Origin of the sequence: Mycobacterium intermedium (assembly GCF_002086275.1) — a bacterium.
Taxonomy (GTDB): domain Bacteria; phylum Actinomycetota; class Actinomycetes; order Mycobacteriales; family Mycobacteriaceae; genus Mycobacterium; species Mycobacterium intermedium.
The window spans coordinates 1-15,488 of the sequence record NZ_MVHT01000002.1 but is presented as its reverse complement, the minus strand read 5'-3'; the positions used below and the strand labels follow the sequence as shown (position 1 = coordinate 15,488).

Sequence of the window (15,488 nt, the reverse complement as noted above, 5' to 3'; positions counted from 1 at the left end):
ACTGGTCGACGTGTTCTCCGGCAAGGCACCGGCATCGGCCGACAAGGTGCGCGGAGGCTATTACACCCCGCCTTCCGTTGCCCGGTTCCTGGCCCGGTGGATCCGCGAGGCGGGCACCAGGCTGCTGGAACCCGCCTGCGGTGATGGCCGGATCCTGCGCGAACTGGCCCTGCTCACCGGCCAGGCCCACGGCGTGGAGTTCGTCGCCGAGGAGGCGGACAAGTCGCGCCGCTTCGCCCCCGTCGCCGCCGACAGCCTATTCACCTGGCTGGACAAAGCCGGGGCCGGCGACTGGGACGGGGTGGCCGGCAATCCCCCGTACATCCGCTTCGGAAACTGGGCACCGGCGCAGCGGGAACCGGCCCTGGCGCTGATGCGGCGCGAAGGCTTGAAAGCCACGAAGCTCACCAACGCGTGGGTCCCGTTCGTGGTGGCAAGCACGACACTGGTACGCGACGGCGGGCGTGTCGGCCTGGTGCTGCCCGCCGAGTTGCTCCAGGTCAGCTACGCCGCGCAGCTGCGGGAGTATCTCGTGAGCCGTTACCGCGAGATCACGCTTTTGACGTTCGAGCGGTTGGTATTCGACGGCGTCCTGCAAGAAGTCGTGCTGTTCTGCGGTGTCGTCGGTGCGGGTCCGGCGCAGATCCGCACGGTGCGTCTCACCGATGCCGACGCGCTGGCGGCCGCGGATCTTCGCGTGGGGTCCGCACCCGCGCTGCTGCACGACAAAGAGAAATGGACCAAGTATTTCCTGGACCCCGGACAGATCGAACTGCTGCGATCGCTGAAGCGGTCGACCAGCCTGACCCGGCTGAGCTGCCTTGCCGCCGTGGACGTCGGCATCGTGACGGGCCGCAACAGCTTCTTCACCTTCACCGATTCTCAAGCCCGCGAACTCGGACTGGCCGCGCACTGCGTCCCGCTCGTCTCCCGCAGCGCGCAACTGTCCGGCCTGGTCTACGACATTGACTGCCGCGCAAGCGATCTCGCCTCCGGACACCGCACCTGGCTGCTCGACGCCCCGCGCGACCCGGTCGATCCGGCCGTCGTCGCACACATCGAAGCCGGCGAACGGGCCGGTGTCCACACCGGCTACAAGTGCTCGATCCGTAAGCCGTGGTGGACGACGCCGTCGCTGTGGGTCCCCGACCTGTTCATGCTGCGCCAGATCCACCTGGCGCCAAGGCTGGTGGTCAACGCCACCGCGGCGACGAGCACCGACACCGTGCACCGGGTCCGGCTCGCTCCGGGGGTCGACGGGGCAGCGCTGGCCGCGGTGTTCCACAACAGCGTGACGTTCGCATTCGCCGAGATCATGGGCCGCAGTTACGGGGGTGGGATCTTGGAGCTGGAACCCCGCGAGGCCGAGGAGTTGCCCATTCCGGCACCGACATATGCCGACGCCGAACTCGCGCGCGATGTCGATCTGCTGCTCAAGGCCAACGAGAACGAGAAGGCGCTGGACGTGGTCGATCGCCGGGTCCTGATCGACGGGCTCGGCCTGGCGCCCGAAGTCGTGCGCAGGAGCCGGGACGCGTGGAGCACGCTGCGCGATCGGCGGACCAGGCGTCGATCGCGGTGAGCGTCCGACAGTCGGTGATCACGACCCTGACCCGGTGGCAGGCCCCAGACCCGGGCCAGGACTCGCTGCGGCACGCGGTGCTCAGCTTCGTGCTCGCCCGCGAGGACTCCTGCCAGCGCGAGTGCGTACCCGGCCACGTCACCGCCTCGACGATCGTGCTCGATCACACCGGCGGGAACGTGCTGCTCACCCTGCATCCGCGGGTGGGCCGCTGGGTCCAGCTCGGCGGGCACTGCGACGACGAGGACACCGACATCGTCGCCGCCGCACTGCGCGAGGCCATCGAAGAATCCGGCATCGACGGGTTGCGCATCGACCCCGAACTGGCCGCCGTGCACGTCCACCCGGTCACCTGCTCGTTGGGCGTGCCGACCCGCCACCTCGACCTGCAGTTCGTCGCGCATGCGCCGGCGGGCGCACAAATCGCGATCAGCGACGAGTCCGATGACCTGCAGTGGTGGCCGGCCGACGCCCTGCCGGACGGCGCCGATCACGCGCTGAGGAGTCTGGTCGCCTACGCCACCCGCCGAGCGTCACGTTAGCGCGACGGCCGACGTCGAGCGCCGAGCCAGCGTGACGCTCGGCGAACGGGTTGGGGCGCCCGGCAAGCGGGTGCTCACACGTCGGATGAGTAGCGGATGCCGCCGTCGGGAATCGACACACCCGGCCACACTCGGGCTCCGCGCAACAACTCGCAGCGCGCGCCGATGTCAGCTCCGTCGCCGATAACCCCGTCGCGGATCAGCGCCCGTGGGCCGATGCGGGCACCGAAGCCGATGATCGAGCGCTCGATCACGCTGCCCGCCTCCACCTTCACGCCGTCGAATATGACCGCGCCGTCGAGCCGGACGCCGGGGCCGATCTCGGCGCCCCGCCCGACCACCGTGCCGCCGATCAGCACCGCGCCGGGGGCCACCGCCGCCCCGTCGTGCACCAGCTTCTCGCCGCGCTGGCCCTGCAGCGCCGGCGACGGGGCGATCCCACGCACCAGGTCCGACGAACCGCGCACGAAGTCCTCGGGTGTGCCCATGTCCCGCCAATAGGTGGCGTCGACGTAGCCGCACACCTTGACCTCAGGGTCGGACAGCAGCGCCGGGAACACCTCGCGTTCCACCGAAACCTCGCGCCCCCGCGGTATCCGGTCGATGATCTTGCGCTCGAAGACGTAGCAGCCGGCGTTGATCTGGTCGGTCGGCGGATCCTGGGTCTTTTCCAGGAAGGCGACGACACGGCCCTCATCGTCGGTGGGTACACAACCGAACGCACGCGGATCGCTGACCCGCACCAGGTGCAGCGTGACGTCGGCCTTGTTCGTTTTGTGGAACCGCAACAACTGGCCCAGGTCGGCACCCGACAGCACGTCGCCGTTGAACACCAGCACGGTGTCGTGGCGCAGCTTGCCCGCCACATTGGCGATGCCGCCGCCGGTCCCCAGCGGGTTCTCTTCGGTCACGTAGTCGATTTGCAGGCCCAGCTTGGAGCCGTCGCCGAACTCGGCTTCGAACACCGCGGCCCGATACGAGGTGCCCAGGATCACGTGCTCGATGCCCGCCGCGGCGATCCTCGACAGCAGATGGGTGAGGAACGGCAGCCCGGCGGTGGGCAGCATTGGCTTGGGAGCCGACAGGGTCAACGGGCGCAGCCTGGTGCCTTTGCCGCCGACCAGGACCACCGCGTCGACTTCGGAGGGATCCAACGAGTCAGCCACCTCAGCGCCGCCCTTCCGCCAGTTTCAGTTCTCTTCGCGAATCCCGCTTCAGTGCCCGACGCGCGCTGTGCACCATCAGGCGAGAACGCGCGGCGAGCGTACCGCGCAGTGCCCAACGCAATGGGGCGCGCCACCAACCCGGATGCCGGTCGGCAAGGAAGAGGTAGGTGCTCTTGTGATGCGCGGCCAGATGGGTGGCCGGGTCGCGGCCCGTCGAGTGCCCCTTGTGGTGCAGGACTTCGGCCGACGGCACGTAGACGCTGAGCCAACCGGCCCTGCCCAGTCGGTCGCCGAGGTCGACGTCCTCCATGTACATGAAGTACCGCTCGTCGAATCCGCCGATTTCGGCGAACGCCGAGCGGCGCACCAGCAGGCACGCCCCGGACAGCCAACCCACCGGCCGTTCGCTGGGTTCGAGCCGTTCCTGACGGTAGGCCACCGTCCAGGGGTTGCGCGGCCAGAACGGCCCGAGGACCGCGTGCATGCTGCCGCGGACCAGGCTGGGCAGGTGACGAGCCGACGGGTACACCGACCCGTCGGGGTCACGGACCAGCGGTCCCAGCGCCCCGGCGCGCGGCCAGCGCGCTGCGGCGTCCAGCAGGGCGTCGATGCTGCCCGGGCCCCACTGCACGTCGGGGTTGGCCACGATCACAAAGTCGTCGACCCAGGACTCGGCTTGCTGGCCGGTCCCAGCCGGGGTGAGCTGAGCGAGTTGGTCGATCGTGCGATTCACCGCGGTCCCGTACCCGAGGTTGGCCCCGGTCCGCAGCAGTTGCACGTTGGGGTAGCGCTCCACCGCGGCCTCCGGAGTCCCGTCGGTGGAGCCGTTGTCGGCCAAGATCACGCTGACCGGACGCTCGGTGGCCAGCGACAACGACGCCAGGAACCGCTCCAGATGAGGGCCCGGCGAATAGGTCACCGCTACAACCGGCAGGACGTCAGTCACGCGTCGAGGGTATCGCTCGTTCCGCCGAAGCCTCGTTGCCAGCCGCCTGCAACGCCGCGACAAGTGCGCTGCGCCAAGGCCGTAACGGCGTCAGGCCCGCAGCAACCCAGGACCGGCTCGACAGCGCGGAGTAGCTCGGCCGCACCGCCGGGCGAGGAAATTCCGCGGTGCTGCACGGGTTCACTCGCTGCGGATCTGCGCCGCATTCTTCGAACACCGCGCGGGCCTGTTCGAACCGGGACACCACTCCCTCGTTGGCGGCGTGCAGGATCCGTCCGCGGATGTCTTTCTCTTGCCAGGAGTCGGCCAGCTCCAACAATCCGGCGGCCAGGTCGGCGACGTACGTCGGCGTTCCGGTCTGGTCGTCGACGACCTTGATCGGGCCGTCACCGGCCGCCAACCGTCGCATCACGGCGATGAAGTCCTTGCCGGACCCGCCGGTGTAGACCCAGGCGGTGCGCACCACCACGGCGTCCGGCAACGCTTGCAACACGGCTTGCTCACCGGCGAGCTTGCTCGCGGCATAGACACCCTGCGGTCCGGTTGGGTCGTCGGGCTCGTAGGGGCGTGGCTCGCCGCCGCCGAAGTCACCGTTGAACACGTAGTCGGTGGAGACGTGGATCAGCTGTGCGCCGACACGGGCGCAGGCCCGCGCGAGGTGTTCCGGACCCGTCGCGTTGACCGCGTAGGCACCGGCTTCGTCGCTTTCCGCGCCGTCGACGTCGGTGTATGCCGCGCAATTGGCCACCACATCGCCAGCTTGAATGTTGCGCGCGGCCGCGTCGGGGTCGGTGATGTCCCACTCCGCCGAGGTGAAGGCCGTGTAGGCGCGGCCGGCGCGGGCGGCCAGCGCCCTCAGATGGCTACCCAGCTGCCCACCGGCCCCGGTGATCACCAGCCTGCTCGACCCGCCTGTCATGGGGTCGAGTCTGGCACGCCGGGCTCGGCTAACCGGAATCTGGCTGTGACACAAGTAGCCTACAGTGATGCATGTGCAACGTGTGGCTCGTGCGATCGCGACCGCGCTGGCCGTCGTAATCGTCCTTGGCACCGGGGTCGCCTGGACCAGCGTCCGGTCCTTTGAGGACGGCATCTTTCACATGTCTTCGCCGTCGCTGGGACGCGGCGCCCAGGACGGTGCCATCGATATCTTGCTGGTGGGCCTGGACAGCCGGACCGACGCACACGGAAATCCGTTGACCGCGGAAGAACTGGCGACGCTGCGGGCCGGCGACGAGGAAGCCACCAACACCGACACCATCATCCTGGTCCGGATACCGAACAACGGGCGGTCTGCGACGGCGATCTCGATACCGCGCGACTCCTACGTCCAGGCGCCGGGCCTGGGCAAGACCAAGATCAACGGCGTCTACGGCCAGACGCGAGAGACCAAGCGGGTCAAGCTCGTGCAGGCCGGTGCATCGCCCGAGGAAGCCGCGGCCGCCGGGACCGAAGCCGGCCGCGAGGCCCTGATCAAGACGGTGGCCGCGCTCACCGGAGTCACCGTCGACCACTATGCCGAGATCGGATTGCTCGGGTTTGCCTTGATCACCGACGCCCTCGGCGGCGTCGACGTCTGCCTCAAGGAGCCTGTGTTCGAGCCGCTGTCCGGGGCAGACTTCCCGGCCGGCCGGCAACGACTCGACGGACCGCAAGCACTGAGCTTCGTCCGCCAGCGCCACGACCTGCCGCGCGGCGACCTGGACCGGGTGGTTCGTCAGCAGGTGGTGATGGCGTCCTTGGCGCATCGGGTCATCTCCGGTCAGACACTGTCCAGCCCCGCCACTTTGCACCGGCTCGAGCAGGCGGTACAGCGATCGGTGGTGCTGTCCTCGGGGTGGGACATCATGGACTTCATCGGCCAACTCCAGAAGCTGGCCGGCGGCAACGTCGCCTTTGCCACCATCCCGGTGGTCGACGGCGCGGGTTGGAGCGACGACGGCATGCAGAGCGTGGTGCGGGTGGATGCGCGTCAGGTCCAGGAATGGGTCGGCGGACTGCTGCACGAGCAGGACGAGGGCAAGACCGAGGAACTCGCCTACTCACCCGACAAGACCACCGCCGACGTGCTCAACGACACCGACATCAACGGACTCGCGTCGGCAGTGTCAGGGGTGTTGAGCGCCAAGGGATTTGGCGCCGGGAACGTCGGCAACAACGAAGGCGCCCACGTGAAGGGCAGCCAAGTCCGGGCCGCCAAGACCGACGACAAGGGGGCCCAACAGGTGGCCAAGGAGTTGGGCGGGTTGCCCGTCGTCGCCGACGCGTCCATCCCGCCCGGGTCGGTGCGCGTGGTGCTGTCCAACGACTACACCGGGCCGGGTTCGGGACTCAGCGGGACCGGGACCGTGACCCCCGTCCGCGCCTCGAACCAGGGGTCTTCCGACGGCGCCACTCCCCCCGCCTCGCGGATCCTGACCGCGGGCTCGGATAGCCCGGAGTGCATCAACTGAGCGCGGCCACAACCCTGAGCGCGGCGATCCTGGATCCGATGCTGCGCGCCGATCCCGTCGGTCCCCGCATCACCTACTACGACGATGGGACGGGCGAGCGCATCGAGTTGTCCGCGGTGACGCTGGCCAACTGGGCCGCCAAGACGGGCAATCTGCTGCGCGACGAACTCGCCGCCGGGGCCGGCAGCAGGGTCGCCGTGCTGTTGCCGGCACATTGGCAGACCGCCGCGGCGCTGTTCGGCGTGTGGTGGATCGGCGCCGAGGTCGTCCTTTCCGGACCGGCGGATCTGGCGCTGTGCACCGCCGAGCGACTGGACGAAGCCGACGAGGCGGTGGCGGGCGGCGAGGTCGCGGTGTTGTCGCTGGACCCGTTCGGCCGGCCGGCGCCCGACGTGCCGATCGGCGTCACCGACTACGCGACCGCCGTGCGGGTGCATGGTGACCAGATCGTTCCCGAAAGCAACCCGGGCCCGGCCCTGGCCGGCCGCACGGTGGAACGGGTGCTGGCCGACCTTCGGGAATCCGCGACGGCACAGGGTTTGGGTGCGAGCGATCGCGTCCTGTCCACCGCGTCGTGGGACACGCCCGAGGATTTGGTGGCTGGGCTGTTGGCGATCATGGCCGTCGGCGGGTCGCTGGTGCAGGTCGCCAACCCGGACCAGGCTGCGCTGCCGCGGCGGATCGAGACCGAGAAGGTCACCCGCGTCCTGTGAGGTCGCCCGTCGGGCCGCTACCGACGGCCCAATCTGGGAGATCCATGTTGATATCGCAATATTTCGATGTTAGCGTCGGGTTAATTCGGTCTCAGCAGGAAGGTTTCGCGCGATGGCATTTCAGGCGCTGTTAGGGAAGGCGGCAGCGACGGTGGTCACCGGCCTGGTCGGGGTGACCGCGTACGAAGCATTGAAGAAGGGCCTGGCCAAGGCGCCGCTGCACCAGACCGCGGTAACGGCGGCGGAGCTGGGTCTGCGCGGAACCCGCAAGGCGGAGGAAGCCGCGGAGTCGGCCCGGCTCAAGATCGCCGACGTGATGGCCGAGGCCCGCGAGCGCATCGGCGAGGAGGCGCCCACCCCAGCCGTCGGCGTGCACGAGCACGATCACTGATATGTCCCTCGCGCTAGTCCCCCAGGTCGCCGATCCTGACGATCCGACCTTGGAGGTGGTTTCCGACGCGGCCGGGCGGATGCGCGTCCGGGTGCCGTGGGTGCGCTCGGACTCGCGGCGCGCGGTGGCGGTCGAGGAGGCCGTCGCCAAGGAGAACGGTGTGCGCGTCGTGCATGCCTACCCGCGCACCGGGTCGGTGGTGGTCTGGTATTCGCCCAAGCGCTGTGACCGCGCGGCGGTGCTGGCCGCCATCGGCCGCGCCGCCCACGTTGCCGCCGAGCTGATTCCGGCGCGCGCCCCGCATTCGTCGGAGATCCGCAACTCGGACGTGCTGCGTATGGTGATCGGGGGCGCGGCGCTGGCGCTGTTGGGCGTCCGTCGTTACGTGTTCGCCCGACCTCCGCTGCTCGGACCCAGCGGTCGCATGGTGGCCACCGGCGTCACGATCTTCACCGGCTACCCCTTCCTGCGTGGCGCGTTGCGCTCGGTTGGCTCGCGGAAGCTCGGCACTGACGCACTGGTCTCGGCGGCGACGATAGCCAGCCTGATCCTGCGGGAGAACGTCGTCGCTCTCACCGTGCTGTGGCTACTCAACATCGGCGAATACCTGCAGGATCTGACGCTGCGGCGGACCCGCCGGGCGATTTCGGAGTTGCTGCGCGGCAACCAAGACACCACGTGGATCCGGCTGATCGAGGGCCACGACGCGGGCACCGAGGTCCAGATCGCCACCGACTCCGTTCAGATCGGCGACGAGGTGGTCGTCCACGACCACGTCGCGATCCCGGTCGACGGCGAAGTGGTCGAGGGCGAGGCGGTGGTCAACCAGTCCGCGATCACCGGTGAGACGCTGCCGGTCAGCATCACCGTGGGCCAGCACGTACATGCCGGTTCGGTGGTGGAGCGGGGCCGTCTGGTGGTGCGCGCCGAAGCGGTCGGCAAGCAGACCACCATCGGGCGCATCATCGCTCGGGTCGAGGAGGCGCAGCACGACCGGGCGCCGATCCAGACGGTCGGCGAGACCTTCTCCCGCCGCTTCGTGCCCACCTCGTTCATCCTGTCGGGCCTGACCTTGCTGGTGACCGGCGACGTCCGGCGCGCGATGACCATGCTGTTGATCGCCTGCCCGTGCGCTGTCGGGCTGTCCACGCCGACGGCCATCAGCGCCGCGATCGGCAACGGCGCGCGCCGCGGCATCCTGATCAAGGGCGGTTCCCATCTCGAGCAGGCCGGCCGGGTGGACGCGATCGTGTTCGACAAGACCGGCACGCTGACCGTCGGGCGTCCCGTGGTCACCAATATCGTTTCCTTGCACAAGGATTGGGAGCCCGAACAGGTGCTGGCCTATGCCGCCAGTTCCGAGATCCACTCTCGTCACCCGCTGGCCGAAGCCGTCATCCGCTCGACCGAGGAACGCCACATCACCATCCCTCCGCACGAGGAGTGCGAGGTGTTGGTGGGCCTGGGCATGCGGACCTGGGCCGACGGCCGGACCCTGCTGCTGGGCAGTCCCGGACTGTTGCGGGCCGAGAAGGTTCGGGTGTCCAAGAGGGCGTCGGAGTGGGTCGACAAACTGCGCGCCCAGGCCGAGACGCCGCTGCTGTTGACGGTGGACGGCAAACTGGTGGGGTTGATCAGCCTGCGCGACGAGGTGCGACCCGAGGCCGCCGAGGTGCTGAAGAAGCTGCGGGCCAACGGTGTTCGCCGGATCATCATGCTCACCGGCGACCATCCCGACATCGCCAAGGTGGTCGCCGAAGAGCTGGGGATCGACGAATGGCGCGCCGAGGTGATGCCCGAGGACAAGCTCGAGGTGGTGCGGGAGTTGCAGAACGACGGCTACGTCGTCGGGATGGTTGGCGATGGCATCAATGACGCTCCGGCGCTGGCCGCCGCCGATATCGGGATCGCCATGGGCCTGGCCGGCACGGACGTCGCCGTCGAAACCGCTGATGTCGCGCTGGCCAACGACAACCTGAACCGTCTGCTGGATGTGCGCGATTTGGGCGCCCGGGCTGTCGACGTCATCCGGGAGAACTACGGCATGTCGATCGCCGTCAATGCGGCCGGGCTACTGATCGGAGCGGGCGGCGCGCTGTCGCCGGTGCTGGCCGCGATCCTGCACAATGCATCCTCAGTTGCCGTGGTAGCCAACAGTTCTCGGCTGATCCGGTACCGCCTCGACTAGTGGCGATCGCAAGCGCGGCGCAGCCGGGCGAAGCGGGTCGCCACCATCAGCTGTGGCGATCGCAAGCGCGGCGCAGCCGGGCGAAGCGGGTCGCCACCATCAGCTGTGGCGATCGCAAGCGCGGCGCAGCCGGGCGAAGCGGGTCGCCACCATCAGCTGTGGCGATCGCAAGCGCGGCGCAGCCGGGCGAAGCGGGTCGCCACCATCAGCTGTGGCGATCGCAAGCGCGGCGCATGAGTCGGTGAGAATTGCCGACTGATCTACGCGCCGAACGCGATTTCGAGCAGCATTTTCTTCTGCTCGGTGTAGTCCTGTTCGCTCAGCAGCCCAGCGGCGCGCTGTTCGGCGAGTTCGCGGATCGCGGCGGCGACGCCGGTCATGACGGTCCGCGGCGCGGGTACGGCCTCGACGTCGTCGGCCGGTGCATCCTCGGCGCGAGGGGTGAACCAGGCCGGCCTGGCGTTCGCCTCGACGTTCGCGGCAGGCGGGCCTGCCATCGCCTGTGTGGCCATTGCGGCGGTTGCCGTCTCGTTCAACGTGTTTGCATTCTCCGCGCCCAGTTCGGCTGCCGGCGCGGCTGCCGCGTCCGCGCTCGGCAGCGGTGTGGTCAACGCGGTCGGGCGAACCTCGGACTCGTCATCAGCGACTTGGGTCCAGGTCGGTGGCACCGTCAATCTTCCGACCGTGTTCGCCGCGCCGAGGCCCGCTGACATCGTCGCCACCGGCAGCCCGCCGGCAGGCAACCCCAGCAGGGGCGCCACAAACGGCTCCACGGGTTCCGGTCCGGTACCCGGCCAGGGCTCTATCCCGTCCCAGGCGCTGAACATGCGATCGTCACCGGCACCCGACACAGTGGTGAAAGCGGCGAGAGGAAAATCCCCGAAATTGGAAATGATTTCTGCCGGTAAGAGCCCGAAAGTGGCCCCGATGTCGGTCGGAAGAACGATGACGATTGCGGCGATACTGGCCAGCAGTTCAATATTGAGCAAGTCGGCCTCGGCCGGTACCGCCATTGCGGACAACGCTTGCGGCACAATCGATATGACATCGTGCACAGTGCCGGCCAAGTTGCCGATCTGGCTGATCGCTTCGGCTTGGCCGGCCGTCGCGGCCGGGTCGGTGTTCTGGTGCGGAGAGGCAAACGGAGTCAGCACGGCCGCGGCTGCGGACGAAGCTGCGTAGTTGTACATCGCCAGGCTGTCCTGCGCCCACATCTCGGCGTAAAGCGCCTCGGTGGCCGCGATCGCCGGTGTGTTCTGTCCCAGAAAATTAGTTGCCACCAGCGCAGCCAGCAGGCTGCGGTTGGCGGCGATCTCCGGTGGTGGCACCGTGGCCGCAAACGCCGCCTCGTAAGCGGCGACCGCCGCCCATGCTTGGGCGGCCGTCTGCTCGGCCCGCGCGGCGGTGGCACTCAGCCATTCCACATATGACCCGGCAGCCGCGCCCATCGCGGCGGACGACGGACCCGACCAAGCCCCTTCGGTAAGTTCGAACACTGTCGACTGATATCCGGCGATGGTTACACGCAGCTCGTCGGCCAAGCTGTCCCAGGCCTGCGCAGCGGCCAGCATCGGCCCCGCTCCCGGACCGGTGTACATCCGACCGGAGTTGACCTCCGGCGGATAGATCCCGAAATCCACTGCTGCACATACCTCTTGTTAATGTTCTTATCTGCCGCTGCTTTCGTCGGACAAGGGTTCAGCGACCGAGCAGGCGGTTCTTCTGCTCGGCGTATTCCTCGTCGGTCAAGATTCCCTCGTCGCGGAGCTTGGCGAATTCGCGTAGCTCGGCTGCGACTCCGGTGACCACAGCCCGAGGCTTGTCGGGCTTGTCGCTGGGCGCCTCGCCGTCTTTCCCTGCCACCGCATTGCCACCGGCTGCCGCGGCCGTTCTGGCGCGAGCAGCCGCGTCTGCTTTGTTGGCCTTGCCGCCGCCGCGGCCCACGCCGGTGCCCAGGAATCCGCTCATGGCGCCTCCGGCCATGCCCGCCAGTGCCATCTGACTGAGGGTGCCCGAGCTGGCTCCCGCCGCTGGAGCGGCGGTGGCCTTCACCGCGGCTTCACTCAACGCCGGCAGCGTGTACGAGACGGGGCGGACCGCCGGGGTTGCGATGGTCCACGTCGGAGGCACGGACAACGCCCCGACGGTGTTCGCCTCACCCATGTTGGCCAACGGCCTCGACGGCGGCAGCGTGCCCGGCGGCAAATTGAGCAGCGGCGCCGGGAACGGCTTGACCGGCACCGACCCCGTGCCTGGAAAGGGTTCCTCACCGTTCCAGCCGCTGAGGATCTCGTCGGTGTGCAGACCCACCAGGGTGCCGTAGATGGCTATCGGAAAGGCGGTCAACCCGACCACGTTGGAAGGTATGCCCACACCGAGGGCGGCGATACCCGCTGTCACGCCGAACGTGAGGGTGGCCAGGTCGGCCAGCAGGCCCAACAACTCCAATTCGTCCAGCGGGGCTGTTGCAGCCGGGGCCGCGGCCGCGCTCTGTAGCGCATTGGGCACCGCGGCGAACGCCTGCTGGACCGTGCTTTGCGCGACGCCGCCGATGCCGGCTTCACCGGTGGCGGCTTGTTGTTCTGCTAAGCCGCCCGGGTCAGTGGTCACCGGGGGTTGGTTGAACGGCGTCAGCGCCGTCGCCGCGGCTGAGGAGGCTGCGTAGCCATACATCGCTGCCGCGTCCTGGGCCCACATCTCCGCGTACTGTGCTTCCGTGGCCGCGATCGCCTGGGTGTTTATTCCGAACACATTGGTAGCGATCAGGGTTTGCAGCTGAATGCGGTTGGCCGCCACGACAGGTGGCGGAACCGTCGCCGCAAACGCGGTTTGGTAGGCGGCGGCCGCGGCCTTGGCCTGAGCGGCAGTTTCTTCAGCTTGTGCGGCGGTTTCTCGTAACCACGCCGCATACGACGCGGCCGCAGCGCTCATCGACGCCGCCGACGGCCCCAACCAGGGACCGGCGGTCAATGCCGCTACCGCCGATTGGTACGAACTCGCCGCCGATTGCAGTCCGGCGGCTAGCGCAGCCCACGCCTCGGCCGCGGCCAACATCGGCCCTGCCCCCGCACCGGCGTACATTCGGGCCGAGTTGACCTCAGGCGGATAACCCCCGAAATCCATCGCTAAGTTGCTCCTCGACGCACCTTGTTCGGCATGAAGTCTCGGCGCCCCTCGTGGTGCTGCAATCCGACGACCACGTCACCGAAGAGCTCACGATACATCGCCCGCGTGGATCGCGCCGAGTATGCGGTCAGGAAACGAGCACCAGAGGGCGCCCGGCGTTGACACTGCGCCCAGGGCGACAAAACACGAGAAACCACCACCCCCAGCGCAGAGTCAAAACGAGCCAGAGGGCGCCCGGCGTTGACACTGCGCCCAGGGCGACAAAACACGAGAAACCACCACCCCCAGCGCAGAGTCAACCAGGCACGAGAGAGGGCGCGGGAGCCACAACTAGCAGCAGTCTTGGCCGCGCCAGGCTCGCACGCCCTGCCACACCGCGACACACGCGATGCCCAGCCCGATCGCGGGGTCTACCCACCAACCGCCGGGCCAGGCGGCAGTGAGCGCGAGAGTGAGCAATACCCCCGCCGCCTGGGCCGCGCAAAGGTAATTCTGGGTGCCGCTGCCCTCGGTTGCACCCGACCTCAGTCGCGCGCCCAGCGTGTGATTGGCCCGGCCCAGCATCGGCATCGCGACCAGCGCCACGGAGGTCAGCAGGATGCCGACCACCGACGTCTCGACGCGCTGCGCGTCGGCCAGATGATGGATCGATTCGGCGGCGACGTACGGGGCGGTCAGCCAGAAAGACACGGCGACTCCGCGTTGGGCGTGCCGCTCGGCGGTCGCCGACACCGTGCGGTCGCCGGTGAATCGCCACAACACCATGGCGCTGGCCAACCCCTCGGCGAAGCCGCCCAGCGCCCACCCGGTCAACGCGATGGAGCCGACCGACAGGCCTTGCCACAGCCCCAAGACCGCCTCGACGAGGAGCATGGTGAGGCTGATCCAGGCCAACCGGCGCGCCCACCGCACGTTCCGGTGCCATTCGTCGCCGTGTCCATGTCCATGCCCGCGTCCATGGCAACAGGTGTCAGCCGACAGCTCCACGGGCGACGGCATGTCCACCCCGACGATGGTAGAGGCAAGACAGACCAAAACCTCGCCAAACGCCTCTGGTTAATCTGACTAACAGTTTGCGGTCATCGCGGACCGCAGCACTAACTCCGAAAGGCTCGTCGATGCCGAACAGCAACGCCGCCAAACCACTTGACGGGTTCCGCGTCCTCGACTTCACCCAGAACGTGGCCGGTCCGCTCGCTGGGCAGGTGCTGGCCGACCTGGGCGCCGAGGTCATCAAGATCGAGGCCCCCAGCGGCGAGGCGGCCCGGCACATCACCTCGGTGCTGCCCGGGCGCCCACCGCTGGCCACCTATTTTCTGCCGAACAACCGAGGCAAGAAATCTGTGTCGGTGGACCTGACCAATGACGAGGGCAAGCAGCAGATCCTGCGCCTGGCCGAGACCGCCGACGTGGTCCTGGAAGGCTTCCGCCCGGGCGTCATGGAACGACTGGGCCTAGGGCCGGACGCCTTGCAGTCGCGCAACCCCAAGCTGATCTACGCACGCCTGTCGGCGTACGGCGGCAACGGCCCGCACGGCAGCCGACCGGGCGTAGATCTGATGGTCGCCGCCGAGGCCGGAATGAGCACCGGCATGCCCACGCCGGACGGCAAACCGCAGATCATCCCCTTTCAGCTCGTCGACAACGCCACTGGTCATGTGCTGGCTCAGGCGGTACTGGCCGCGCTGCTCAACCGCGAGCGTCATGGCGTGGCCGACGTCGTCCGCGTTGCCATGTACGACGTCGCGGTGGGCCTGCAAGCCAATCAGCTGACCATCCATCTCAATCGCCCGCGCAGTAGCCAGCCAAAGCCCGCCGGCCCGCCCAAGGAGAAGCGACGCAAGAGCGTCGGGTTCGCCACCCAGCCCTCGGACGCATTCCGGGCGGCCGACGGTTATCTGGTGATCAGTGCGTACGTGCCCAAGCATTGGGCCAAGCTGTGTGAAATCATCGGTCGCCCCGATCTTGTGCAAGACGAGCGCTTCAGCGATCAGCGCGCCCGGGCGCTGCACTATCCGGAACTGACCGAGGAGCTGGAGGCGGCCCTGGCCAGCAAGACCGCCGCCGAGTGGGTGGAACTGCTGCACGAAGGCGGGCTGATGGCGTGTCTGGCGCACACCTGGAAGGAAGTCGTCGACACGCCGCTATTCGCCGAGAACGAGCTCGCGTTGGAGGTGGGCGCTCCCGACCCCGAGACGGGTCAACGAATCACTCTGATCCGCACCCCGGCCCGCTACTCCTCGTTCGACGCTGCGGTCGCCGAGCCGCCACCGGACCTCGGCGAGCACAACGAACTGTTTCTAGCCCGGATTTTTCGTGAAACGTTGTGAGTTTCGGGGTGTAGATATGCGAAAGTGCCTGTCCTGCAAGGAATAATTGGA

13 protein-coding genes are annotated in these 15,488 nt (G+C 68.3%); 7 read left to right on the top strand and 6 right to left on the bottom strand.

Going from position 1 to position 15,488, the window contains the following annotated elements:
* The first annotated feature begins 10 nt into the window (after positions 1–10).
* Positions 11–1,582 carry an Eco57I restriction-modification methylase domain-containing protein gene (locus tag BST27_RS00750; protein WP_372515519.1) on the top strand — a complete coding sequence of 524 codons (1,572 nt, stop codon included), beginning with the start codon at positions 11–13 and terminating at the stop codon, positions 1,580–1,582.
* A complete protein-coding gene (locus tag BST27_RS00745) occupies positions 1,579–2,124 on the top strand; it encodes an NUDIX hydrolase (protein WP_069422356.1) in 546 nt (181 codons plus the stop codon). The genes BST27_RS00750 and BST27_RS00745 overlap by 4 nt, the downstream gene beginning before the upstream one ends.
* Before the next feature lie 74 nt (positions 2,125–2,198).
* On the opposite strand, the gene manB is transcribed toward BST27_RS00745, so the two are convergent.
* The 3 genes from manB to rfbD are packed head-to-tail and all read right to left on the bottom strand — an operon-like array spanning position 2,199 to position 5,155.
* A complete protein-coding gene (gene manB, locus BST27_RS00740; RefSeq protein ID WP_069422357.1) occupies positions 2,199–3,278 on the bottom strand; it encodes a mannose-1-phosphate guanylyltransferase in 1,080 nt (359 codons plus the stop codon).
* A 13-nt stretch (positions 3,279–3,291) separates the two neighbouring features.
* The gene (locus BST27_RS00735) at positions 3,292–4,236 is read right to left on the bottom strand and encodes a glycosyltransferase family 2 protein (protein ID WP_069422348.1); all 945 of its coding nucleotides are present in this window, start codon (positions 4,234–4,236) and stop codon (positions 3,292–3,294) included.
* Positions 4,229–5,155, bottom strand: a complete 927-nt coding sequence (gene rfbD / locus BST27_RS00730) for a dTDP-4-dehydrorhamnose reductase (RefSeq protein ID WP_069422349.1) — start codon at positions 5,153–5,155, stop codon at positions 4,229–4,231. The genes BST27_RS00735 and rfbD overlap by 8 nt, the downstream gene beginning before the upstream one ends.
* 67 nt (positions 5,156–5,222) lie before the next feature.
* Here rfbD and BST27_RS00725 point away from each other — a divergent pair, with 67 nt between their 5' ends.
* From BST27_RS00725 to ctpC, 4 genes are all read left to right on the top strand, one after another.
* Complete coding sequence (locus BST27_RS00725) at positions 5,223–6,689, top strand: LCP family protein (RefSeq protein WP_069422350.1); 1,467 nt, start codon at positions 5,223–5,225, stop codon at positions 6,687–6,689.
* On the top strand, positions 6,677–7,402 hold the full coding sequence (locus BST27_RS00720) for a TIGR03089 family protein (RefSeq protein WP_372515518.1): 726 nt from the start codon (positions 6,677–6,679) through the stop codon (positions 7,400–7,402). Before BST27_RS00725 ends, BST27_RS00720 begins: the two co-directional genes overlap by 13 nt.
* A gap of 112 nt (positions 7,403–7,514) precedes the next feature.
* Positions 7,515–7,793 carry a DUF1490 family protein gene (locus tag BST27_RS00715; RefSeq protein WP_069422351.1) on the top strand — a complete coding sequence of 93 codons (279 nt, stop codon included), beginning with the start codon at positions 7,515–7,517 and terminating at the stop codon, positions 7,791–7,793.
* Between the two features lies 1 nt (position 7,794).
* A complete protein-coding gene (ctpC, locus tag BST27_RS00710; RefSeq protein WP_069422352.1) occupies positions 7,795–9,981 on the top strand; it encodes a manganese-exporting P-type ATPase CtpC in 2,187 nt (728 codons plus the stop codon).
* Between the two features lie 260 nt (positions 9,982–10,241).
* On the opposite strand, the gene BST27_RS34390 is transcribed toward ctpC, so the two are convergent.
* The 3 genes from BST27_RS34390 to BST27_RS00690 form a co-directional block, all read right to left on the bottom strand.
* A complete protein-coding gene (locus BST27_RS34390) occupies positions 10,242–11,621 on the bottom strand; it encodes a PPE family protein (RefSeq protein WP_069422353.1) in 1,380 nt (459 codons plus the stop codon).
* Between the two features lie 58 nt (positions 11,622–11,679).
* Positions 11,680–13,104: a PPE family protein, SVP subgroup gene (locus BST27_RS00695; protein WP_069422354.1), complete on the bottom strand. Its 1,425-nt coding sequence runs from the start codon at positions 13,102–13,104 to the stop codon at positions 11,680–11,682.
* 333 nt (positions 13,105–13,437) lie between these two features.
* The gene (locus tag BST27_RS00690; protein WP_139804958.1) at positions 13,438–14,106 is read right to left on the bottom strand and encodes a cation diffusion facilitator family transporter; all 669 of its coding nucleotides are present in this window, start codon (positions 14,104–14,106) and stop codon (positions 13,438–13,440) included.
* 119 nt (positions 14,107–14,225) lie between these two features.
* On the opposite strand from BST27_RS00690, the gene BST27_RS00685 reads away from it, so the two are divergent.
* A complete protein-coding gene (locus BST27_RS00685; RefSeq protein ID WP_069422355.1) occupies positions 14,226–15,437 on the top strand; it encodes a CoA transferase in 1,212 nt (403 codons plus the stop codon).
* Positions 15,438–15,488 lie beyond the last annotated feature (51 nt).